This window comes from Streptomyces sp. NBC_00440, assembly GCF_036014215.1.
GTDB lineage: Bacteria > Actinomycetota > Actinomycetes > Streptomycetales > Streptomycetaceae > Streptomyces.
In genome coordinates, this window is the sequence record NZ_CP107921.1 from 6,305,656 (window position 1) to 6,327,318 (window position 21,663).

The window sequence follows — 21,663 nt, forward strand, 5'->3', positions numbered from 1 at the left end:
TTCGAGCCTCGGCTGTGTGCGGCCCGGAACACTCCCTGGAGGTAGCACCATGCGTCTTGCCGATGGTCCGCACATCGAGTGCCAGATCGAGATCGCCGCTGCACCGGAGCAGGTGTGGGGGCTGGTGTCGGACATCGCGACCTCGGCCCGGCACAGTCCGGAACTGCAGGAGGTGGCGTGGCTGGACGGCGTCGAAGGTCCGGCCGTCGGCGCGTGTTTCTCCGGCCGCAACCGCAATGAAGGGCTGGGGGAGTGGCACACCGTCAGCCGCATCGCGGAGTTGGAGGAGCCTCGTACCTTCCAGTGGGAGGTCGTCTACGACCACGACCGGCGCGACGGTGACGCGCTGGCGATATGGACGTACACGCTGGAGCCGGTCGCGGGAGGGTCGGGCACCCGTCTGCAGCACGGCATGCGGATCGGGGCGGCCCGCGGCCCGCTGCAGGACTTCGTCGAGAAGCACCCGGAGCAGGAGGAAGAGATCATCGCCGGCCGCCTGGCGCTGCTGCGCAATGGCATCGAGGCGACGCTGGCCGGGGTCAAGGCCGAGGCGGAGGCGTAGGGCTCACGTCCGGATCGTGCCGGGCTCACGGGCCCGGCACGCCTGATCCGTACGAAAGGCCCGGCCGGCACCAGAGCCCTGCGGGCAGGAGCGCACCGCACATCCCGGTCGTCAGACGGCCGACTCCTGTGCTGCCGTCCGCTGCCCGGTCAGCGCCTCCGGGAGTACGACGGTGAACTCGGCCCCACCGTCGGCGCCGGCCCCGACCCCGGCGCTGCCGCCCTGCCGCTCGGCGAGTCTGCGCACCAGCGGCAGCCCCAGCCCGCGTTTGCCGTGCGCGGGCGGCTTCTTGGTCGACCAGCCCTCGGTGAAGATCAGCTCATGCTGCTCCTCCGGTATCCCATCGCCGGTGTCGCAGACCCGCAGAACGGCCGTATGGCCCTCGGTGAGCAGCTCGACCTCCACCCGCGCGCCGACTGAACCGGACACCGCGTCCAGGGCGTTGTCCACCAGATTGCCCACGATCGTCACCAGTCCCTGCGGGTCGACAAGCCCGTCGGGCAGCAGCGTTTCCGGGGTGAGGTGCAGGGTGACCCCGCGCTCCGCCGCCACGGTGGCCTTGCCGACCAGCAGGGCCGCCAGCAGCGGATCATGGATCTTCTCGGTGATCTGCTCGGCGGTGGTGCGGTGCACCCCGACCACCTCGGTGATGAACTCAGCGGCCTCGTCGTGCATCTCCAGTTCGAGGAGGCCGAGAAGTGTGTGCATCCGGTTGGCGTGCTCGTGGTCCTGGGCACGCAGGGCATCGATCAGCCCGCGGGTGGAGTCGAGTTCACGGCCCAGCCGCTCCAGCTCGGTCCGGTCGCGGAGAGTGGCCACGGCGCCTCCGTCGTCGGTGGGCATCCGGTTGGCGACCAGGACGCGGCGGCCGCGTACCGCCAGCAGGTCCTCACCCGTGACCCGGCCCGCCAGCACATCGGTGGTGCGCCCCTCGCCCAGCGCCTCGGTGAGGGGGAGCCCGATGATCTCGGGGCCGAGGTCCAGCAGTCGCTGGGCTTCGTCGTTCATGAGCCGGATCCTGCCGCCGCCGTCCAGTGCGACGACGCCCTCGCGGATCCCGTGCAGCATCGCCTCACGCTCGGCGAGCAGTCCCGAGATGTCGGAGAACGCGAGGTCGTGCATCTGCCGCTGGAGCCTTCGGGAGATCAGATACGCGGCCAGCGCCCCGGCGGCGAGCGCACCGCCGGCGTACGCGAGGAGCCCCGGGATCGCCGCGAGCAGATGAGCGCGCACGCTGTCGTACCTGATGCCGACCGACACCGCGCCGACGATCCGGTGGTGGCTGTCGCGCAGCGGGACCTTGCCGCGGGCGGACCGGCCGAGGGTGCCGCTGTCGATCTGCATCACCTCGCGGCCGGACAGCGGCGCCTTGGCGCTGGTGGACACTGGGCGGCCGATCTCGGAGCGGGTGGTGTGCGACCACCTGATTCCGTGCAGGTCCATGACCACGATGTACTCGGCGTGGGTGGCGTGCCGGATGCGTTCGGCCTCGGCCTGGACGGGGCCGCCGGGTGTCGGCCGCGAGGCGAGAAGTTCCGCCGCGAGCCGGGGCGAGGCGGTGGTCTCGGCGATCGCGAGGGCGCGGCGCATGGCCTGGTCGTCCAGCTGCGCGCCGAGGGGGCGCAGGAAGAGGCCGGTGGCCAGGACGAGTACGCCGCCGGCGATGGTCAGCTGCATCAGCAGCACCTGGGAGAACACCCGTCGGGGCAGTCCGATGCGACGTTTCCAGGGGTGTCCGGTGTTCATGAGGCAGAACGGTAGAGGGCGGGAGGAGCTACCGGAAGATCTCACGGCAGGGGTACGGGCAGGGGCAGGGCACGTGGTGGGCGCGGACCATTGTAATGGCCGCTCGGGCGCAGTCGCAGCGGCTGTTCCGCGTACTCCTCAAGGGCATGGGCGATCCAGCCCGCCGTCCTGGCGACGGCGAACACCGCTTCCCCCGCCTCGGCGCGCATTCCCGAGGCCACCGAGAGCACGGCGAGTGCCAGATCGACGTTGGCGTGCAGCTCGGTGTGGCGGGCCGTCGTCGTCACCACGTCGCGGGCGGCGGCGAGCGCAGGACCGGCCGCGGGGACCCGGTCGAGCAGCGCGAAGAGCGTCGCGGCCCGGGGGTCCTCGCCCCGGTAGAGCCGGTGCCCGAGCCCCGGTACCCGCCGCCCGGCCCGCAGATGGTCGGCGACGACCGGGGCCGCCCCGCCCCGCTCCAGCACCTCCGCCAGCATCCGGTGGGCCAGTCCGCTGGCCGCGCCGTGCAGGGGGCCCTCCAGCGCGCCGAGCCCGGCGGAGACGACGGCGTACGGGTGTGCGCGGGCGGATGCCGCGACGCGTGCCGCCAGCGTGGACGCCGCCAGGTCGTGGTCGATGAGCAGCACAAGAGCCGCCTCCAGTACGGCCAGTGAGCTGTCGTCAGGTGTGCGTGCGGTGAGCCGGCGCCAGAGCCCGCGCGCCAGCCCCGTCCTGTCGCTGTCTGCCCCGTCCCTGTCATTCTCTGCGTCTCCGGCTGCCCCGGCTTCCGCCGCAGCGTCGCCCGGTGCGCCTGCCACGGGTGGCAGTGAGCCCACCAGCGTGGGGATCAGGGCGCGTGCCGTCCCCAGTACGGCGTCGGGCGAGAGGTCGAAACGCAGCGGATCGGCAGCCGACGCGGCGACGGCCGCCGCCCGGAGCCGGTCCATCGCCGTGCTGTGCGCGGGCAGTGCCGCGACCGCGTGCTGCCCGGCCGCCAGCGCTTCGGGGGGAGCGGTGAACCGCGTCCCGGGGCGGAGCGTTCCGGTCCACAGCCATTCGGCCACCTCCTCGTAGGAGTACCGCCCGGCGAGTTCGGTCGCGTCCACCCCTCGGAAGTAGTAGCGGTCGGCGTCCGGGTCGATCAGTGTCACGCCGGTGCGGAAGGCGAGGTCGGCGCCGGAGGGCTGGGGCTCCCGCCGGGCGCCGCGTGCGGCCAGCGCCTCGACTTCGGCGGCGTCGAAGGTGCTGCCCCGGCCGCCCGGTGCGCGGCGGCTGCCGAGCTGGCCGCGGCTGACATAGGCGTACAGGGTCTCCGGTTTCACTCCGAGCCGGTCGGCCGCCTCCCTGGTGGTCAGCCGCCGGGGTTCCGCTGCCGCTGGTTGATCGCTCATGTGGTTCACCGTATCTACATTGATTCAATCAACATTGACAGGATTCAAGTCAATCATGGACAGTCGAATCAATGAAGAGGGAACGCGTCACGGAGCACACCTGACGGGACACGTCCCATGCGGCGCACTGTGACCGAGCGGCGCACTTTGACCAAGGAGGCAGCCATGTCCACCATCACCGCCCCACGAGGGCTCGCGGGTGTAGTCGTCACGGACACCGAACTGGGCGATGTGCGGGGCCGCGAGGGCTTCTACCACTACCGGCAGTACTCGGCGGTCGACCTCGCCCGGCTCCGTACCTTCGAGGACGTCTGGTACCTGATGCTCCACGGTGAACTCCCCGACGCCGCCCGGCGCGAGGCCTTCACCGCCCGGACCGCCGCGCTGCGCCGGCTTCCCGCCGGGGTCCGGGAGGTACTGCCTGCCATCGCCCGCGCCGGATCCGGTCCGCTCGCCGGGCTGCGGACCGCGCTCTCCCTGCTCGGGGCCGAGTCGGACTTCCGGCCGGTCTACGACATCGGCACGGACCGCCGGGTCGCCGACACCCTCGCCGCCTGCGCGGTCGTACCGACGCTGCTGGCCGCGCTGTACCGGATCGGCCAGGGTCTGGAGCCCGTCGAGCCGCGTGACGACCTGCCCGCAGCCGCCAACTACCTCTACATGATCACCGGTTCGGAGCCGGACCCGGACCGGGCGCGCGCTGTCGAGCAGTATCTGGTCTCCACCGTCGACCACGGCTTCAACGCCTCCACCTTCACCGCCCGCGTCATCGCGTCCACCGGCGCCGATGTGGCGGCCTGCCTGACCGGCGCGGTCGGCGCCCTCTCCGGGCCGCTCCACGGCGGGGCGCCGAGCCGGGCGCTCGACACACTCGACGCGATCGGCACACCGGACAGGATCGACCCGTGGATACGGGAGAGGGTGCTGGCGGGCGACCGGATCATGGGCTTCGGGCACCCCGTCTACCGGACCGAGGACCCGCGCTCGCGGATGCTGCGGGAGATCGCCCTGAGCTTCGGCGGGCCGCTCGTCGACTTCGCCGTCCAGGTCGAGGAGCGGGTGGAGGCGCTGCTCGCCGAACTCAAACCCGGCCGTGAACTGCACACCAACGTCGAGTTCTACGCCGGGGTCGTCATGGAGCAGTGCGGGCTGCCGCGCGAGATGTTCACACCGACCTTCTGTGTGGCGCGGGTGATCGGCTGGAGCGCCAACATCCTGGAGCAGGCGGCGGACTCCAAGATCATCCGCCCTGCGGCCCGCTATGTGGGCCCGCCCCCGCCGCAGCCGGTGCCGGCGATCGGCTGACCTGGTCCGTGCGGGCCGGGGTGCGGCGGGTGGGCAGCGGGCGGGTGCGCCTGCGGGGTGCGTCAGGCAGGGGCCGGCGGGGGGCGGCTCCTGCCCGGTCCGCGCGGTCCGCCCGGTCTCCGCGGTGTGCGGCTCGATTAGGATCGGTGCCCATGTCCAGGAAACCCGTGCCCGTCGTCGTCCTCGCGGGATTCCTCGGATCCGGCAAGACCACGCTGCTCAACCATCTGCTCCGGCAGAGCAGAGGTACCCGGATCGGCGCCGTCGTCAACGACTTCGGCGCCATCGAGATCGACGCGATGACCGTCGCAGGGCAGGTCGACTCGATGGTCTCGCTCGGCGACGGCTGTCTGTGCTGCGCCGTCGACACCAGCGAACTCGACGAGTATCTGGGCCGGCTCTCCCGCCCCGACCTGCGGATCGACGTCATCGTCATCGAGGCGAGCGGCCTCGCGGAGCCGCAGGAGCTCATCAGGATGATCCTGGCGAGCGACAATCCGGACATCGTGTACGGGGGGCTCGTCCAGGTCGTCGACGCAGCCGAGTTCGACGCGACCCGCAGCCGCCACCCCGAGACCGACCGCCATCTGACCCTCGCCGATCTGGTCGTCCTCAACAAGGCCGACCGGGTGGACGAGGCCGGCCGCGCGCGTATCCGCGCCGCGGTCGGCGAGCACGCCGTCGGGGTTCCGGTGGTCAGTGCCGCGTACGGGCAGATCGACCCCGGGCTGCTCATCGACCGCAGACCGGCCGGTGAGCGCGTCGGGCAGCTCTCCTTCGACGACCTGCGTGACGACGTGCATGACGACGGGCATGACGACCGGGGGCCGGACGGGACGGACACCGCACCGGCGGAAGCGGGCAGCCGCGCGGACGACGGTGATCACAGCGGCCATCTGCACGCGCTCTACGAGAGCGTCGGGTTCGTCTCGGCCGAGCCGATGAACCCGCGGCGGCTCATGGAGTTCCTGGACGCACGGCCCGACGGCCTCTACCGCATCAAGGGGTTCGTCCACTTCGGGGTCCCCGGCCACCCGGAGAAGTACACCCTGCACGCGGTGGGCAACTTCCTGCGCTTCTACCCCTCGCCCCGGGCCGAGGGCGAGGAGACCCTCACCGAGCTGGTCCTCATCGGCTCCGGCATCGACACCGAAGCGGTACGCGCCCGGCTGGACGGCTGCCGGGAGCACGCTCCGCAGGACGTCCCCGCCGAATCCATGTGGGGCGTCCTGCGGTACGTGCCCGGCCTCTCCGAAGGGCCCGGGGAACCGGACGGGACCGAAGAGGCCGGGCTGCTGTACTGAACACCGGCGCGGCCGATGTGCCGGTCCGGGCTAGACCGGTCCCGCGAGCTTCGCCACCGCCGAGGTGAGCGGCAGGCCCGAGCCGTCGCGGCGCGGGTCGGGGTCGGGCAGTTCGGCCGGGGCGCCGTTCGCGGCGGCGGCCCGTACCGGGGTCTCTCCCGCCCAGGCGAGCACCAGCAGGTCCTCGCCCTTCAGGAAGCGCTGGCAGCGCACCCCGCCGGTCGCCCGGCCCTTGCGCGGGTACTGGTCGAACGGGGTCAGCTTCGCCGTACGCACCGAGTCGTCCAGCGTGCCGTGCGAGCCCGCGACCGTGAAGACCATCGCGCCCGCCGCCGGATCCACCGCGGTGAACGAGATCACCTTGGCCCCGTCGGCCAGCTTGACGCCTGCCATACCGCCCGCCGGGCGTCCCTGCGGCCTGACCTGCCCGGCCGGGTAGCGCAGCAGCTGCGCGTCGTCCGTGATGAAGACCAGATCCTCGTCGCCGGTGCGCAGTTCGGCCGCGCCGACGATCCGGTCACCGTCCCGGAGGCCGATGACCTCCAACTCGTCCTTGTGGGCCGGGTAGTCGGGCACCACCCGCTTGACGATGCCCTGTTCGGTGCCGATCGCCAGACCTGGTGACGACTCGTCGACCGTGGTGAGGCAGACGACCTCCTCACCGTCGGCGAGCGAGACGAACTCCGCGATCTGCGCGCCGCCCGCCAGGCTGGGCGCGGCCGCGGTGTCCGGCAGCTGCGGCAGGTCGATCACGGCGAGCCGCAGCAGCCGCCCGGCCGACGTCACCACACCGATGTCGCCCCGCGCGGTCGCCGGTACGGCCGAGACCACCACATCGTGCTTGGTGCGCTTCTGACCCTCCGTGCTGAGCGCTTCGGCGGTGGCCGTACGCGCCAGGAGCCCCGTGGACGACAGCAGTACCCGGCACGGGTCGTCGGCGACCTCCAGCGAGGCCGCGGCGACCGGGGTGCCCGCCGACTCCAGCAGCACCGTGCGGCGGTCGGTGGAGAACTTCTTCGCCACCGCGGCCAGTTCGCCCGAGACCAGCTTGCGCAGCTCCGCGTCGGACTCCAGGATCCGGGTCAGCTCCTCGATCTCCTCGTTCAGCCGGTCGCGCTCGCTCTCCAGCTCGATCCGGTCGAACTTGGTGAGCCGGCGCAGCGGAGTGTCCAGGATGTACTGCGTCTGGATCTCACTCAGCGAGAAGTGCGAGATCAGCCGCTCCTTGGCCTGCGCCGAGTTGTCGCTCGACCGGATGAGACGGATGACCTCGTCGATGTCGAGCAGCGCCACGAGCAGGCCGAGCACCAGGTGCAGCCGGTCCTGCCGCTTGGTCCTGCGGAACTCGCTGCGCCGCCTGACGACCGTGAAGCGGTGGTCGAGATAGACCTCCAGCAGCTCCTTGAGGCCCAGCGTCAGGGGCTGTCCGTCGACCAGCGCCACGTTGTTGATCCCGAAGGACTCCTCCATCGGGGTGAGCTTGTAGAGCTGTTCGAGCACAGCCTCGGGCACGAAGCCGTTCTTGATCTCGATGACCAGCCGCAGTCCGTGCGCCCGGTCCGTGAGGTCCTTCAGGTCGGCGATGCCCTGGAGCTTCTTCGATGCCACCAGGTCCTTGATCTTGGCGCGGACCTTCTCCGGCCCGACCGCGAAGGGCAGTTCGGTGACGACGATGCCCTTGCGGCGCGGGGTGACGTCCTCCACCGTGGCCGTCGCGCGGATCTTGAAGGTGCCGCGCCCGCGCTCGTAGGCGTCCCTGATCCCGTCAAGACCCACGATCCGGCCGCCGGTCGGCAGGTCGGGGCCCGGCACGAAGCGCATCAGGGTGTCGAGGTCGGCGCCCGGGTGCTTGATCAGATGGCGGGCCGCCGCGATGATCTCGCCCAGATTGTGCGGGGGCATATTGGTCGCCATGCCGACCGCGATCCCGGACGAGCCGTTGACCAGCAGGTTCGGATAGGCGGCCGGGAGCACGACGGGCTCGCGCTCCTGGCCGTCGTAGTTGGGCTCGAAGTCGACGGTGCTCTCGTCGATCGACTCGGTCATCAGCGACGTGGCGTCAGCCATCCGGCACTCGGTGTACCGCATCGCGGCCGGCGGGTCGTCATTGCCGAGCGAGCCGAAGTTGCCGTGTCCGTCGACCAGCGGGAGCCGCATGGAGAAGGGCTGCGAGAGCCGCACCAGGGCGTCGTAGATCGACGCGTCGCCGTGCGGGTGCAGCTTGCCCATGACCTCGCCGACGACACGGGCGCACTTCACATAGCTGCGGTCGGGCCGCAGCCCCATCTCGTTCATCTGGTAGAGAATGCGCCGGTGTACGGGCTTCATGCCGTCACGGGCGTCCGGCAGGGCCCGTGAGTAGATCACCGAGTACGCGTACTCCAGGAAGGAGCCCTGCATTTCATCGACCACGTCGATGTCGAGAATCTTCTCCTCGAAGTCCTCCGGCGGCGGGGTCTTCGTGCTGCGGCGGGCCATCGCTGCTGCGGCTCCTTCACGTGCCTGGTCCGGTACTGACGCCGACCATTGTGGACTGTCCCACTGACAACACCGACCGCGACCCGTGCACACCGGGATGGCTGCCGGCTGTCGGCGGGCTTGCATACAGTGGCAGGACTGCATTTCAACGCGGTCAACACACGCGATCGAAGGGACGTACATGCCCATGGGTCACACGGCCACAGCCGAGGCCGGTTCCGGCGGCCTGACAGCGACCGAGCACCGGCTGGCCAACGGCCTGCGGGTGGTGCTCTCCGAGGACCACCTGACCCCGGTCGCCGCGGTCTGCCTCTGGTACGACGTCGGTTCACGCCACGAGGTCAAGGGGCGTACCGGACTCGCCCACCTCTTCGAGCACCTGATGTTCCAGGGCTCCGGACAGGTCCGGGGCAACGGCCACTTCGAGCTGGTACAGGGGGCCGGGGGCTCGCTCAACGGCACCACCAGCTTCGAGCGCACCAACTACTTCGAGACGATGCCCACGCACCAACTGGAGTTGGCGCTCTGGCTCGAAGCCGACCGGATGGGCTCCCTCCTCGCCGCGCTCGACGAGGAGTCCATGGAGAACCAGCGGGACGTCGTCAAGAACGAGCGGCGCCAGCGCTACGACAACGTGCCGTACGGCACCGCGTTCGAGAAGCTGACCGCCCTCTCCTACCCCGAGGGCCACCCGTACCACCACACGCCGATCGGCTCCATGGCCGATCTGGACGCGGCGACGCTGGAGGACGCCCGCGCGTTCTTCCGTACGAACTACGCACCCAACAACGCCGTGCTGTCGGTCGTCGGCGACATCGACCCGGAGCAGACGCTCGCCTGGGTCGAGAAGTACTTCGGCACCATCCCCTCCCACGACGGCAAGCAGCCGCCGCGGGACGGCTCGCTGCCCGACACCCTCGGCGGTGAGGTGCGCGAGGAGCTGTACGAGGAGGTGCCCTCGCGTGCCCTGATGGCCGCCTACCGGCTCCCCGAGGACGGCACCCGCGCGTGCGACGCGGCGGACATCGCGCTGACCATCCTGGGCGGCGGCGAATCGTCGCTGCTCCACAACAGGCTGGTGCGCCGGGACCGTACGGCGGTCGCCGCGGGCTTCGGCATGCTGCGGCTCTCCGGCGCCCCCTCGCTCGGCTGGCTGGACGTCAAGACGTCGGGCGGTGTCGAGGTCCCGCAGATCGAGGCGGCCGTCGACGAGGAGCTGGCCCGCTTCGCCGCCGAAGGCCCCACGGCCGAGGAGATGGAGCGCGCGCAGGCCCAGCTGGAGCGCGAGTGGCTCGACCGGCTCGGTACGGTCGCCGGCCGTGCCGACGAACTGTGCAGGTACGCCGTGCTGTTCGGCGACCCGCAGCTGGCGCTGACCGCTGTGGGCCGGGTGCTGGACATCACCGCCGAAGAGGTGCAGCAGGTCGCCAAGGCCCGGCTGCGCCCCGACAACCGGGCTGTGCTGGTGTACGAGCCCGCCACCGCCGATGAGCCCGAAGAGACCAGTGCGGACGGCGCGTCCGACGAGGCCACCGCAGCCACCGCAGCCACCCAGAGCACAGAGGCGGACCAGTGACCGACCCCGCGGCCGTGATGATGGCCTTCCACCCGCAGCCCCAGGCGGGTGCGCCCAGGCCCTGGGCCTTCCCGGCCCCCGAGCGCTCCACCCTGCCCAACGGCCTGACGGTGCTGCGCTGCCACCGTCCCGGACAGCAGGTCGTCGCGGTCGAGATCAGCCTCGACGCCCCGCTGGACGCCGAGCCCGAGGGGCTCGACGGCATCGCCACGATCATGGCGAGGGCGCTCTCCGAGGGCACCGACAAGCACAGCGCGGAGGAGTTCGCCGCCGAGCTGGAGCGCTGCGGCGCCACCCTCGACGCGCACGCCGACCACCCCGGCGTCCGGGTCTCCCTCGAAGTGCCGGTCTCCCGGCTGCCCAAGGCGCTCGGTCTGCTCGCCGACGCACTGCGGGCGCCCGCCTTCGCCCCGAGCGAGGTCGAGCGGATCGTGGGCAACCGGCTGGACGAGATCCCGCACGAGCTGGCCAACCCGGCCCGCCGCGCGGCCAAGCAGCTCTCCAAGGAGCTCTTCCCGGCCACCGCGCGCATGTCGCGTCCGCGCCAGGGCACCGAGGAGACGGTGGCGCGCATCGACGCGGCCGCCGTCCGCGCCTTCTACGACGCCTACGTCCGGCCGGCGACCGCCACCGCCGTGGTCGTCGGCGACCTGGCGGGGACCGACCTGGACGCGGTGCTCGCCGAGAGCCTCGGCGAGTGGAAGGGCAACGCGGGCACGCCCCGGCCGGTGCCCCCGATCACCGCGGACGACACCGGCCGGGTGATCGTCGTGGACCGGCCGGGAGCGGTCCAGACCCAGCTGCTGATCGGCCGGATCGGCGCCGACCGGCACGACCGTGTCTGGCCGGCCCAGATCCTCGGCACGTACTGCCTGGGCGGCACGCTCACCTCCCGTCTGGACCGCGTTCTGCGCGAGGAGAAGGGCTATACCTACGGCGTGCGGGCCTTCAGCCAGGTGCTCCGCTCCGCCCCCGACGGCACCGGCGCCGCCATGCTCGCCATCAGCGGTTCGGTGGACACCGAGTCGACGGGCCCCGCGCTCGACGACCTCTGGAAGGTCCTCAGGACGCTGGCCGCGGGCGGGCTGACCGACACCGAGCGGGACATCGCCGTACAGAACCTGGTGGGCGTCGCCCCGCTGAAGTACGAGACGGCCGCCGCGGTCGCGGCCACGCTCGCCGATCAGGTCGAGCAGCACCTGCCGGACGACTTCCAGGCACAGCTGTACGCGCGCCTCGCCGCGACCGGCACGGTCGAGGCGACCGCCGCCGTGGTCTCCGCCTTCCCCGCCGACCGGCTGGTGACGGTCCTGGTGGGGGACGCCGCGCAGATCGTGGAGCCGGTCAGGGCGCTGGGCATCGGCGAAGTGACCGTGGTCGAGAGCTGAGTCCCGGCCGCTCCGGGGCACCGGCGGCCGGACCGGATCTGCGGGGCCCCGGTGGGCAGTTCGTCCACCGGGGCCCCGACTGCATGCCGGGGGTGTGCGGGCCTCCGGGACGCGTGGCTGTGTACGCCTGCGGGTTGGCGTCTGTGGGATGGGCGTCTGTGGGATGTGCGACAAAATCCGCTGTCTGTTTGGCGCAACCAGGACGGACCACTTACCGTCACACTCGCTGTCCGTCGGACGTAAGCCGCAACCGCGGCGCCGGGCAGCGATCGCCGAGTCCCCGTCAGGCGCGAGCCCGGGGAGCCGGGGACCCACTCAGTCCCTGGGGTGAATCGGGGCCGCTCCACAGGGGCGGGCCCGTAGGAGACCTTCCTGCTCCGAACCCGTCAGCTAACCCGGTAGGCGAGAGGGAAGGAAAGGACCAGCCCCTTCATGGCGTTCAGCCGCCCTACCGGCAAGCACCGTGGCCCGAAGCGCCTGACCCGCAGGACCGCGGGCGTCGCCGGAGTCGCCACCCTCGCCACGGCCGGTGTCGTCGGCACCCTCGCCTCCCCGGCGATGGCCGACAGCGCGACGGTCTCCACGGCGCAGGAAGTCCGTCTCGACCGGACCATCCTTGTCGGTGACACCGTGGCCGACGAGATAGCCGCCCAGGCCACCGCACAGCAGCACGAGGCCGTGGCGAAGGCCAGGGCCGAGGCGGCAGCCGCGAAGGCGAAGGCCGAGCGCGAGGCCAAGAAGGCGGCCGAACAGCGCGCGGCCCGGACCGCTGCCCGCAAGCGCCTCAACGCCTATGTGGCCCCGGTCGCCAACTCGTATGTCTCCACCGGCTACAAGACCGGCGGCAGCCTCTGGTCGTCCGGCAGCCACACCGGCATCGACTTCCACGCCGCGAGCGGCACCCCGGTCCACGCCGTCGGCGCGGGCACGGTCGTGGAGGCCGGCTGGGGCGGCGCGTACGGCAACAACATCGTCATCCGGATGCACGACGGCACGTACACGCAGTACGGCCACCTCTCGTCCATCGGCGTCTCGGTCGGCCAGTCCGTCACATCGGACCAGCAGATCGCACTCTCCGGCGCCACCGGCAACGCCACGGGCCCGCACCTCCACTTCGAGGCCCGCACGGGCCCCGACTACGGCTCGGACATCGATCCCGTCGCGTATCTGCGCTCGCACGGCGTCAAGGTCTGAACCCGGCTGTCCCGTATGGCCCCGGCGCTCGTCGCGCCGGGGCCATACGCGTTCCGGGGTTCGCACGGATATCTTCCTCGCGCCGGGTGTTCGTACGTCCGGTTTTTGGCCGGCCAAAAGATATCCATGATTTACCGGGGGCCTTCGGGAATTAACATGCCCTGCCATAGAGTCGCCGCACAGGTGTGCACAGACCGCGATATGCGGGCGTCGATGCGGAGGTTCGGTCATGCGCGTTCCCGCACATTCGGTATGCACGGCAATCCGGGACGACATCATCTCGGGGGTGTACGAGCGGGGCGGCCGGCTGACCGAGGAGGTGCTCGCACGCCGGTACGGCGTCTCCCGTGTCCCGGTCCGCGAAGCCCTGCGGACCCTGGAGTCCGAGGGGTTCGTGGTCACCCGCCGGCACGCGGGCGCCTGTGTCGCCGAGCCGACCGAGCGGGAGGCGGCCGACCTGCTGGAGATACGGATACTGCTGGAGCCGATGGGGGCGGCGCGCGCCGCCCAGTGGCGGACCGAAGCCCATCTGAAGGTGCTCCGCGGCCTGGTCAGGCTGGGGCAGGAGCGGGCCGGGCGCGGCCAGGGCGAGGATCTGCGGTCGCTCGGCGGCTGGTTCCACGAGACGCTGGCGCAGGCGTCGGGCAGTTTGGCGCTGACCACGCTGCTCGGTCAGCTGCGGCAGAAGATCAGCTGGATGTACGCGGTCGACCAGCCGGCCCTTCCTGTCGTGTCCTGGGCGGAGCACGGCTCGATCGTGGACGCGGTGGCGCGCGGCGACGCGGAGCGGGCCCGCGCTCTGACCGCGGTGCACGCCGAACGCGCCATGGCGGCGCACCGGCTGCGGAAGCGGGGGCGCGTGAGGGATTCGCAACATGCTGTAAACATTGCGGGCATCACTGATTAACAGTGCTGCCGTATACAGGGGAGGGGATAAAGGGGCGGGGGATTTCGGCTTTTCCCTCTGCCGTATCCGTCCTGCCGTATCCGTCCTGTCGGATTCGCCGCTCAGCCCCGTGCCGTCTTTTTATTTTCTGCTTTTCTGATGTCCCGGTGCGGTCCCGGTCCCGGATGCCCGGTGCCGGGCACCCGGTCCGGAAAGCGCGGGAAGGTCAGGTGACCTCCCAGGCCGCCTCGATCATCCGGAAGATCTCGTCCACCGCGGCCTGCGGATCGGCCGCCTCGCGGGCCAGTGAATAGGCGTCGATCACGAACCTCGCGATCGTCCGGCAGGCCGTTGTGGTCCGTGACAGGCCGGGATCGGCGGCGATGGCTGTTGCCAGCGACTCCGCATGGCGCAGCCTCATCGACTCCTCGTACTCCCGCAGGGCGGGTGATCCGTCCACCATGTGCCAGATCGGGGCGGCGCTGTCCGCTGTGCAATGTCGCACCAGGGCCAGGATCTCGCGGCGCAGCGCAGGGATGAGCGGCTCGTGCGGAGCCCGGCCCGTGGCCGCCTGGATGAGGCGTTGCTCGAAGTCGTCGTCCCGCTCGAACACCAGGGCCTCTTTCGAGGCGAAGTGGGAGAAGAGCGTGGTGACGGCCACGTCGGCCTCGGCGGCCACATCGCGGATGCCCACCGCGTCGTACCCGCGTTCCAGGAACAGCCGCAGGGCGGTGTCAGCGATCTTCTGGCGGGTCGCGGCCTTCTTGCGCTCACGGCGTCCGGGCGGCTCGGTCATGCCGTGATGCTATCAGTTACAAAGGCGTAGTCGTTGTTAAACGCTAACGGTTAGTGCTACGTTCGGCCGCATGAAGAAAGTGAGCTTCGCCGAGTTCGGCGGTCCGGACGTTCTGCAACTCATAGATGCCGAGGAGCCCCATGCGGGCCCCGGCCGGATACGTATCGCCGTGCGGGCGGCGGGTGTGAACCCCGTCGACTGGAGGGTCCGTGAAGGCCAGGTCCTGGGGGCCCATCCGACCGAGTTGCCCTCCGGTGTCGGGCTGGACGCCGCCGGGGTGGTGGACGAGGTCGGCGAGGGCGTCGAAGGGGTCGAGGCCGGTGACCATGTGTTCGGTGAAGGGGCGAGCACCTACGCCGAGTTCGCCGTGCTGTCGGCCTGGGCCCGGATGCCCGAGGGCCTGACGTTCGAAGAGGCGGCCGGGTACCCCTCCGTGGTGGAGACCGCGCTGCGCGTCATCCGCGAGACCGGTGTGCGCTCAGGGCAGACGCTGCTGGTCAGCGGTGCGTCCGGGGGAGTCGGTTCGGCGGTGCTGCAGATCGCCCGCGACCGCGGCATCGCGGTGATCGGCACGGCCGGCGCCGCGAACCAGGACTATCTACGGAGCCTGGGTGCCGTCGCCACGACGTACGGCGAGGGCTGGGTCGAGCGGGTGCGGCAGCTCGGCCGCGTCGACGCGGCTCTCGATCTGGCCGGTACGGGCGTGATCGGTGAGCTCGTCGAGCTGACCGGGGATCCGCAGAAGGTGATCTCCATCGCCGATCTCGGTGCGCCGGCCCTCGGTGTCCGGTTCTCCGGTGTGGCCGGGAGCGTGCCGGATGCGCTCGCCGAGGCGGCCGCCCTCATCTCGCGGGGGAAGCTCCACATCCCGGTCGAGAGGTCGTACACGCTGGCCGAGGCCGCGGCAGCGCACATCGACAGCCATGCCGGTCACACGCGCGGGCGCCGGGTCATGGTCGTCTGAGCCGTTTCCGCTCAGACGGTCTCGGGGAGTTCGTCGAGCCCTTCGGCGACCAGCTTGGCCAGCCGGTCCAGGGCGGCGTCGGCGCCCTCCACGTCCGAGGTGAGCACGATCTCCTCGCCGCCCTCCACGCCCAGGCCGAGGACGGAGAGCATCGACGCCGCGTTGACCGGGTCGCTGCCGTTCTTCGCGATCTTCACCGGGACGCCGGAAGCGGTGGTGGCACGGACGAAGATGGAGGCCGGCCGGGCGTGCAGGCCCTCGGTCCAGCCGACCTTGACACGACGCTCAGCCATGGTGTTGCCCTTCGAGTTCTGTGCTAGTTGTCTAGACCATTCTTGCACGGGTGGTGCGGGGGCGGATGTGGTGCGGGACCGCTCTGCCGGATCCCAGACTGCACCGCTCCCCGTACCACCGCGACCCGTACGCTTTCAGCATGCAGCCCCCGCTGGAGGAGAACCCGCACCAGGAGTACCCGGCCCACTGGGAAGCGGATGTGGTGCTGCGCGACGGCGGTACCGCGCGGATCCGGCCGATCACCACCGAGGACGCCGACCGGCTCGTCAGCTTCTACGAGCAGGTCTCGCCCGAGTCGAAGTACTACCGCTTCTTCGCTCCGTACCCCCGGCTCTCCGCCAAGGACGTGCACCGCTTCACCCATCACGACTACGTCGACCGGGTGGGTCTTGCGGCGACCGTGGGCGGCGAGTTCATCGCGACCGTCCGCTACGACCGGATCGGCACGCACGAGGCCGAGGTCGCCTTCCTCGTCCAGGACGCGCACCAGGGGCGCGGTGTGGCCTCCGCGCTGCTCGAACACATCGCGGCGGTCGCCAGGGAGCGCGAGGTCACCCGCTTCGTCGCCGAAGTGCTGCCCGCCAACAACAAAATGATCAAGGTCTTCACGGACGCCGGGTACGAGCAGCAGCGCAGTTTCGAGGACGGCTCGGTCCACCTGACCTTCGATCTGGAACCCACCGAGGCGTCCCTCGCCGTCCAGCGCGCCCGCGAACAGCGAGCAGAGGCACGGTCGGTACAGCGGCTGCTGGCCCCCAGCTCCGTCGCCGTCGTCGGAGTGGGACGCACCCCAGGCGGGGTCGGGCGCGCGGTCCTGCGCAATCTGCACGGCTCCGGCTTCACCGGGCGCACCTACGCGGTGAACCGCGCCTTCCCCGACGGGCTCACGGAGGTGGACGGCGCCCCTGCTTACCGCTCGGTGGAGTCCATCGCCGCCACCGGTGAGGCGGTCGACCTGGTGGTCGTCGCCGTACCGGCCGCACAGGTGCCCGACGTGGTCGCCGACTGCGGGGCCGGCGGGGTGCAGGGGCTCGTCGTGATCTCCGCCGGTTACGCGGAGAGCGGGCCCGAAGGGCTCCTGCGCCAGCGCGAACTGCTGCGCCGGGCCCGCTCGTACGGCATGCGCATCATCGGGCCGAACGCCTTCGGCCTCATCAACACCGCGGAAGCCGTCCGGCTGAACGCCTCGCTGGCCCCCGAGTCCCCGGCGCGCGGGCGGGTCGGACTCTTCACCCAGTCCGGCGCCATCGGGATCGCGCTGCTCTCCACGCTGCACCGGCGCGGCGCCGGACTCTCCTCCTTCATCTCGGCGGGCAACCGCGCCGATCTGTCGGGCAACGACTTCCTCCAGTACTGGCACGACGACCCGGACACCGATGTCGCCCTCCTCTACCTGGAGTCGATCGGCAATCCCCGGAAGTTCACCCGCCTCGCCCGGCGCACCGCGGCGGTGAAGCCGGTCGTGGTCGTCAAGGGCGCCCGGCACAGCGGCAGCGCCCCGCCCGGCCATGCGGTCCCGGTCACCCGGGTCCCCGACGCCACGGTCTCCGCGCTGCTGCGGCAGGCCGGTGTGATCCGGGTCGACACCGTCACCGAACTCGTCGACGCGGGTCTGCTGCTCGCGGACCAGCCGCTGCCCGCGGGGCCGCGTGTCGCGATCCTCGGCAACTCCGAGTCGCTCGGCCTGCTGACGTACGACGCCTGTCTCACGGAGCGCCTGCGTCCGCTCCCGCCTGTCGACCTGACGACGGACGCGACCCCGCAGGACTTCCGGGACGCGCTCGGCCGGGCCCTGGCGGACGACGGGTGCGACGCGGTGCTGATCACGGCGATCCCCTGGGTGGGCGAGAACGGCGTGACCGAGTCGGGTGACGGCGAAGTGCTGGCCGCGGCCCTGCGTGAAGCGGTCGCGGACGCCCCCGCCAAGCCGGTCGCCGTGGTGCATCTGGAGATCGGCGGTCTCGCCGAGGCCCTGGCGGCGGCCACCGGCACGGTGCGCGGCCGCCGCGGGACGGCCGCAGGGACGGCAGGCCCGGGTCCGGCGACCACCCCGGAAAGCGACGGGGGAGAGGTCCAGCGGGCCGGCGCGAACACAGCAGCAGACACCGGTACGGCGGGCACAGCACGCACAGGAGACACGGCAGCCGCAGGCGCCACAGGCGCCACAGGCGATTCAGCAGTCACAGCAGTCACAGCTGACACCGCCGACACCGCAGCCCCCGCCGTCGCGCCCCCCGCCGCCCGCACCCGGAGCATCCCCGCCTACCCGGCCGCCGAGCGGGCCGTCCGCGCACTCGCCCAGGCGGTCCGGTACGCGCGGTGGCGCCGCGAGGCCGCCGAGCCCGGCCGGGTCCCCGAGTACGAAGACATCGACGAGAACGCCGCCGCCGGCCGGATCGAGGCGCTGCTCGGCACCGCCCGCGTCGACGTCACACGCGGCCTGGCCCTCTCGCCCGACGACGCCTGCGAACTCCTCGGCCTGTACGGCATCCGCGTCCTGCCGGTCCGTCCCGCCCCGGACGCGGACACCGCCGGCGCCGCGGCGGAGCACCTCGGCTACCCCGTCGCGCTCAAGGCCACGGCGCCCCATCTGCGCCACCGCCCCGATCTCGGCGGTGTGCGGCTCGATATCGCGACCGAGGCGGGACTGCGCCGCGCCTACGCCGAACTCTCCGCCGACCTGGGCGGCCCGGCCGAGGTCCGGCCCGTGGTGCAGGCCATGGTGGGGCGCGGTGTGGACACGGTCGTACGGTCCGCGATCGACCCGGCCGTCGGAGCCGTCCTCTCCTTCGGCCTGGCCGGGGCGCCGTCCGAACTGCTCGGTGACACCGCCCACCGCCTCGTCCCGGCCACCGACCGGGACGCCGCCGAACTGATCAGAAGCATCAGGACCGCACCCCTCCTGTTCGGCTGGCGCGGCTCGGCGCCCGTCGACACGGCGGCTCTCGAAGAGCTGCTGCTGCGGGTGTCGCGGCTGGTGGACGACCACCCCGAAGTGGTGTCCGTCGCTCTCGAACCGGTAGTGGTCGGGCAGAACGGACTCTCCGTGCTCGGGGCCGCCGTACGGCTCGCGCCCGCGAACACACTCGGCGACCTCGGTCCGCGCCGCCTCCCCAGCTACTGAGGGCGAGCTGCTGACGGCAAGCTGCCGGCTGCCCGCCGCTGTGGCGGGCCGGCTGCCGAGGGCCGCCCCTGCTGCGGGCCGCCGCAGGGCCCCGTACAGGCCCTGCTCCGGGGGCCTCTTCCCCCACAGCCATCGGTCTAAGATGGAGCCCATGGCGAAGACCGGTACAACGACCCAGGGGCTCCGCGCGGCGATCGAGCGCAGCGGCTACTACCCGGCCCTCGTGGCCGAGGCGGTGGAGGCCGCTGTCGGAGGCGAGCCGGTTTCTTCGTATCTGGTGCATCAGGAGACGACGTTCGATTCCAACGAGGTCCGCCGCCATGTCACGGTCCTCGTCCTGACGGGCAACCGCTTCATCGTCAGCCACACCGACGAGCAGGCCGCCGACGGCAGCTCCCCGACGCCGTTCGCCACCACGTCGACCGAGTCGGTGAAGCTGGGCCGGATCTCCTCCGTGGTGCTCAGCCGGGTCGTGGCGAACCCGGAGAAGTACGTCCCCGGCACCCTGCCCCGCGAGGTCGTCCTGACCATCGGCTGGGGCGCGGTCGCCCGGCTCGACCTGGAGCCCGCCGCTTGCGGCGACCCCAACTGCGAGGCGGACCACGGGTATACGGGCAGCTCCACCGCCGACGACCTGAGCCTTCGCGTGAGCGAGGCGGGCGACGGCCCGGACACGGTCCGCCAGACCCTCGCCTTCTCCCAGGCGCTCTCCGAGGCGACCGCGGCGGCCGGCCGCTGATGGCTCTGCCCGACTGGCCGTACGCGGACGACGCCGCTCCGCTCGCCCTCTCCACCGCCCCGGTACCGGAGTACGGCTCGGGTTCGCTCGCCGATCTGCTGCCGACGCTCGCCGCGGGGCTGGGAGTTCCCGGCTGCACCTCCGCGATCCCGGAGCTGGCACCCGCCGACCGGAACTGCGTCTTCCTCATCGACGGCCTCGGCTGGGAGCAGATCCGCGCGCACCCCGACGAGGCGCCGTACCTCCACTCGCTGCTGCCGACCTCGCGCGGCGGCTCCGGCCGTCCGCTCACCGCCGGCTTCCCCGCCACCACGGCGACCTCGCTCGCCTCGGTCGGCACCGGACTGCCACCCGGCGCGCACGGCCTCACCGGGTACACCACCCGCAACCCGGCCACCGGCGAGCTGATGAACCAGCTGCGCTGGCGTCCGTGGACCGACCCGCATGTCTGGCAGCCGTACCCCACGGTCTTCCAGCTCGCCGACGCGGCGGGCGTGCACACCGCGCAGGTCTCGTCGCCGGACTTCCAGAACACCCCGCTCACCAAGATCGCGCTGAGCGGCGGCACCTTCAGGGGCCGGCTCACCGGCGAGGACCGGATGGACCTGGCCGCCGCCCAACTGGGTGCGGCCGACCGTTCGTTGATCTACACGTACTACAGCGAGGTGGACTCCAAGGGTCACCGGTTCGGCATGGACTCGGACGCCTGGCGCGGCCAGCTGATGTACGTCGACCGGCTCGTCCAGCGCCTCGCCGAGCAGCTCCCGCCCCGTTCGGCGCTGTATGTCACCGCCGACCACGGCATGATCGACATCCCGTTCGACGAGGAGTCGCGCATCGACTTCGACGAGGACTGGGAACTGGGCGCGGGCGTCGCCCTGCTGGGCGGCGAGGGCCGGGCCCGGCACGTCTACGCGGTTCCGGGCGCCCGGAGCGATGTGCTGGCCGTCTGGCGTGAGGTGCTCGGCGAGCAGTTCTGGGTGGCGAGCCGCGACGAGGCCATCGCGGCGGGCTGGTTCGGCCCGGCGGTCGACGAGCGGGTGTACGGGCGGATCGGCGACGTCGTCGCCGCGGCCCACGCCGACGTGGTGATCACCGCGTCCCGCCGCGAGCCGCACGAGTCGGCCATGGTCGGTATGCACGGCTCGATGACCCCTGCGGAGCAGCTGGTACCGCTGCTCGAAGTACGCTCGTAACCGCGCCCGGCGCCCCCCACCTGCTCTCCCCCCCCCCAGATCTGAAAGGCCCGCGACCCCCCATGCCCGAGCTGGTGTTCTTCTCCGGAACGATGGACTGCGGAAAGAGCACGCTGGCGCTCCAGATCGGACACAACCGCTCCGCGCGCGGGCTGCAGGGCGTGATCTTCACCCGCGACGACCGCGCCGGCCAGGGCAAGCTCTCCTCCCGCCTCGGTCTGGTGACGGAGGCTGTCGAGGCGGCGCCCGGCATGGACCTCTATGCCCATCTGGTGGACCTGATGTCGAAGGGCGGCCGGGTCGACCATGTCATCGTGGACGAGGCGCAGTTCCTGGCGCCCGAACAGATCGATCAGCTGGCCCGCGTCGTGGACGACCTGAACCTGGACGTCTTCGCTTTCGGCATCACGACCGACTTCCGCACCAAGCTCTTCCCGGGCTCGCAGCGGCTGATCGAACTCGCGGACCGGATAGAATCCTTGCAGGTCGAGGCGTTGTGCTGGTGCGGCGCCCGCGCCACCCACAACGCCCGTACCGTGGACGGCGCGATGGTCGTGGAGGGCGAGCAGGTCGTCGTGGGTGACGTCGACCGCTCGGCCGAGGAGGTCGGTTACGAGGTTCTCTGCCGGCGGCATCACCGCCGGCGCATGACGAGTGGCGCGGTCCGGGCCGCGGCGCTCTCTCCCGACGTCCTTCCCTCCAACTCCGCCTGAGAGCACGCCTTCCGGTATTCACCCTGCG

Annotated in this window: 17 protein-coding genes and 1 riboswitch; of the genes, 12 read left to right on the forward strand and 5 right to left on the reverse strand. The window is 71.5% G+C overall.

Annotated elements, in window-relative coordinates:
* Nucleotides 1–49 precede the first annotated feature (49 nt).
* Nucleotides 50–562, forward strand: a complete 513-nt coding sequence (locus tag OHB13_RS28335; RefSeq protein ID WP_328378922.1) for an SRPBCC family protein — start codon at nt 50–52, stop codon at nt 560–562.
* 111 nt (nt 563–673) lie between these two features.
* Here OHB13_RS28335 and OHB13_RS28340 read toward each other — a convergent pair whose 3' ends face one another.
* On the reverse strand, nt 674–2,308 hold the full coding sequence (locus tag OHB13_RS28340; RefSeq protein WP_328378923.1) for a sensor histidine kinase: 1,635 nt from the start codon (nt 2,306–2,308) through the stop codon (nt 674–676).
* Between the two features lie 41 nt (nt 2,309–2,349).
* Nucleotides 2,350–3,678 (reverse strand): citrate/2-methylcitrate synthase, encoded by a 1,329-nt coding sequence (locus tag OHB13_RS28345; protein WP_328378924.1) that lies wholly within the window; start codon nt 3,676–3,678, stop codon nt 2,350–2,352.
* A gap of 165 nt (nt 3,679–3,843) precedes the next feature.
* On the opposite strand from OHB13_RS28345, the gene OHB13_RS28350 reads away from it, so the two are divergent.
* A complete protein-coding gene (locus tag OHB13_RS28350) occupies nt 3,844–4,983 on the forward strand; it encodes a citrate synthase/methylcitrate synthase (RefSeq protein ID WP_266852272.1) in 1,140 nt (379 codons plus the stop codon).
* 152 nt (nt 4,984–5,135) lie between these two features.
* Complete coding sequence (locus tag OHB13_RS28355; protein ID WP_328378925.1) at nt 5,136–6,287, forward strand: CobW family GTP-binding protein; 1,152 nt, start codon at nt 5,136–5,138, stop codon at nt 6,285–6,287.
* Between the two features lie 30 nt (nt 6,288–6,317).
* On the opposite strand, the gene OHB13_RS28360 is transcribed toward OHB13_RS28355, so the two are convergent.
* Nucleotides 6,318–8,765 carry a DNA gyrase/topoisomerase IV subunit A gene (locus OHB13_RS28360; protein ID WP_328378926.1) on the reverse strand — a complete coding sequence of 816 codons (2,448 nt, stop codon included), beginning with the start codon at nt 8,763–8,765 and terminating at the stop codon, nt 6,318–6,320.
* Nucleotides 8,766–8,946: 181 nt separating this feature from the next.
* Between OHB13_RS28360 and OHB13_RS28365 the strand changes: the two genes are divergently transcribed.
* The 4 genes from OHB13_RS28365 to OHB13_RS28380 all read left to right on the forward strand — a co-directional run bounded on the left by OHB13_RS28365 (nt 8,947) and on the right by OHB13_RS28380 (nt 13,830).
* Entirely contained in the window at nt 8,947–10,341 is a 1,395-nt protein-coding gene (locus tag OHB13_RS28365) for a M16 family metallopeptidase (RefSeq protein ID WP_328378927.1), read from the forward strand.
* Nucleotides 10,342–10,361: 20 nt separating this feature from the next.
* Nucleotides 10,362–11,729, forward strand: a complete 1,368-nt coding sequence (locus OHB13_RS28370) for a M16 family metallopeptidase (RefSeq protein ID WP_266860644.1) — start codon at nt 10,362–10,364, stop codon at nt 11,727–11,729.
* A gap of 260 nt (nt 11,730–11,989) precedes the next feature.
* Nucleotides 11,990–12,149, forward strand: a riboswitch (cyclic di-AMP (ydaO/yuaA leader).
* A 12-nt stretch (nt 12,150–12,161) separates the two neighbouring features.
* On the forward strand, nt 12,162–12,923 hold the full coding sequence (locus OHB13_RS28375) for a M23 family metallopeptidase (protein ID WP_328378928.1): 762 nt from the start codon (nt 12,162–12,164) through the stop codon (nt 12,921–12,923).
* 229 nt (nt 12,924–13,152) lie between these two features.
* Nucleotides 13,153–13,830, forward strand: coding sequence for a GntR family transcriptional regulator (locus OHB13_RS28380; RefSeq protein ID WP_328378929.1), 678 nt, complete (start codon nt 13,153–13,155; stop codon nt 13,828–13,830).
* 205 nt (nt 13,831–14,035) lie between these two features.
* On the opposite strand, the gene OHB13_RS28385 is transcribed toward OHB13_RS28380, so the two are convergent.
* Entirely contained in the window at nt 14,036–14,605 is a 570-nt protein-coding gene (locus OHB13_RS28385; protein WP_266852262.1) for a TetR/AcrR family transcriptional regulator, read from the reverse strand.
* Between the two features lie 70 nt (nt 14,606–14,675).
* Between OHB13_RS28385 and OHB13_RS28390 the strand changes: the two genes are divergently transcribed.
* Entirely contained in the window at nt 14,676–15,569 is an 894-nt protein-coding gene (locus OHB13_RS28390; RefSeq protein WP_328378930.1) for an NADP-dependent oxidoreductase, read from the forward strand.
* Between the two features lie 11 nt (nt 15,570–15,580).
* On the opposite strand, the gene OHB13_RS28395 is transcribed toward OHB13_RS28390, so the two are convergent.
* The gene (locus tag OHB13_RS28395) at nt 15,581–15,862 is read right to left on the reverse strand and encodes an HPr family phosphocarrier protein (protein ID WP_266852258.1); all 282 of its coding nucleotides are present in this window, start codon (nt 15,860–15,862) and stop codon (nt 15,581–15,583) included.
* Nucleotides 15,863–16,002: 140 nt separating this feature from the next.
* Between OHB13_RS28395 and OHB13_RS28400 the strand changes: the two genes are divergently transcribed.
* From OHB13_RS28400 to OHB13_RS28415, 4 genes are all read left to right on the forward strand, one after another.
* On the forward strand, nt 16,003–18,987 hold the full coding sequence (locus tag OHB13_RS28400) for a bifunctional acetate--CoA ligase family protein/GNAT family N-acetyltransferase (protein WP_328378931.1): 2,985 nt from the start codon (nt 16,003–16,005) through the stop codon (nt 18,985–18,987).
* Nucleotides 18,988–19,138: 151 nt separating this feature from the next.
* The gene (locus OHB13_RS28405; protein ID WP_164260094.1) at nt 19,139–19,726 is read left to right on the forward strand and encodes a DUF5998 family protein; all 588 of its coding nucleotides are present in this window, start codon (nt 19,139–19,141) and stop codon (nt 19,724–19,726) included.
* Nucleotides 19,726–20,922: an alkaline phosphatase family protein gene (locus OHB13_RS28410; RefSeq protein ID WP_328378932.1), complete on the forward strand. Its 1,197-nt coding sequence runs from the start codon at nt 19,726–19,728 to the stop codon at nt 20,920–20,922. Before OHB13_RS28405 ends, OHB13_RS28410 begins: the two co-directional genes overlap by 1 nt.
* A 62-nt stretch (nt 20,923–20,984) precedes the next feature.
* Entirely contained in the window at nt 20,985–21,635 is a 651-nt protein-coding gene (locus tag OHB13_RS28415; protein ID WP_266852251.1) for a thymidine kinase, read from the forward strand.
* Nucleotides 21,636–21,663: the final 28 nt, after the last annotated feature.

What these genes read in the sequence shown, in the direction of transcription:
- OHB13_RS28360 (WP_328378926.1), bottom strand. Translation starts at nt 8,765, where the DNA reads ATGGCCCGCCGCAGCACGAAGACCCCGCCGCCGGAGGACTTCGAGGAG.
- OHB13_RS28365 (WP_328378927.1), top strand. Translation starts at nt 8,947, where the DNA reads ATGCCCATGGGTCACACGGCCACAGCCGAGGCCGGTTCCGGCGGCCTG.
- OHB13_RS28375 (WP_328378928.1), top strand. Translation starts at nt 12,162, where the DNA reads ATGGCGTTCAGCCGCCCTACCGGCAAGCACCGTGGCCCGAAGCGCCTG.
- OHB13_RS28345 (WP_328378924.1), bottom strand. Translation starts at nt 3,678, where the DNA reads ATGAGCGATCAACCAGCGGCAGCGGAACCCCGGCGGCTGACCACCAGG.
- OHB13_RS28350 (WP_266852272.1), top strand. Translation starts at nt 3,844, where the DNA reads ATGTCCACCATCACCGCCCCACGAGGGCTCGCGGGTGTAGTCGTCACG.
- OHB13_RS28380 (WP_328378929.1), top strand. Translation starts at nt 13,153, where the DNA reads ATGCGCGTTCCCGCACATTCGGTATGCACGGCAATCCGGGACGACATC.
- OHB13_RS28405 (WP_164260094.1), top strand. Translation starts at nt 19,139, where the DNA reads ATGGCGAAGACCGGTACAACGACCCAGGGGCTCCGCGCGGCGATCGAG.
- OHB13_RS28390 (WP_328378930.1), top strand. Translation starts at nt 14,676, where the DNA reads ATGAAGAAAGTGAGCTTCGCCGAGTTCGGCGGTCCGGACGTTCTGCAA.
- OHB13_RS28340 (WP_328378923.1), bottom strand. Translation starts at nt 2,308, where the DNA reads ATGAACACCGGACACCCCTGGAAACGTCGCATCGGACTGCCCCGACGG.
- OHB13_RS28410 (WP_328378932.1), top strand. Translation starts at nt 19,726, where the DNA reads ATGGCTCTGCCCGACTGGCCGTACGCGGACGACGCCGCTCCGCTCGCC.
- OHB13_RS28370 (WP_266860644.1), top strand. Translation starts at nt 10,362, where the DNA reads ATGGCCTTCCACCCGCAGCCCCAGGCGGGTGCGCCCAGGCCCTGGGCC.
- OHB13_RS28385 (WP_266852262.1), bottom strand. Translation starts at nt 14,605, where the DNA reads ATGACCGAGCCGCCCGGACGCCGTGAGCGCAAGAAGGCCGCGACCCGC.
- OHB13_RS28400 (WP_328378931.1), top strand. Translation starts at nt 16,003, where the DNA reads ATGCAGCCCCCGCTGGAGGAGAACCCGCACCAGGAGTACCCGGCCCAC.
- OHB13_RS28395 (WP_266852258.1), bottom strand. Translation starts at nt 15,862, where the DNA reads ATGGCTGAGCGTCGTGTCAAGGTCGGCTGGACCGAGGGCCTGCACGCC.
- OHB13_RS28355 (WP_328378925.1), top strand. Translation starts at nt 5,136, where the DNA reads ATGTCCAGGAAACCCGTGCCCGTCGTCGTCCTCGCGGGATTCCTCGGA.
- OHB13_RS28335 (WP_328378922.1), top strand. Translation starts at nt 50, where the DNA reads ATGCGTCTTGCCGATGGTCCGCACATCGAGTGCCAGATCGAGATCGCC.
- OHB13_RS28415 (WP_266852251.1), top strand. Translation starts at nt 20,985, where the DNA reads ATGCCCGAGCTGGTGTTCTTCTCCGGAACGATGGACTGCGGAAAGAGC.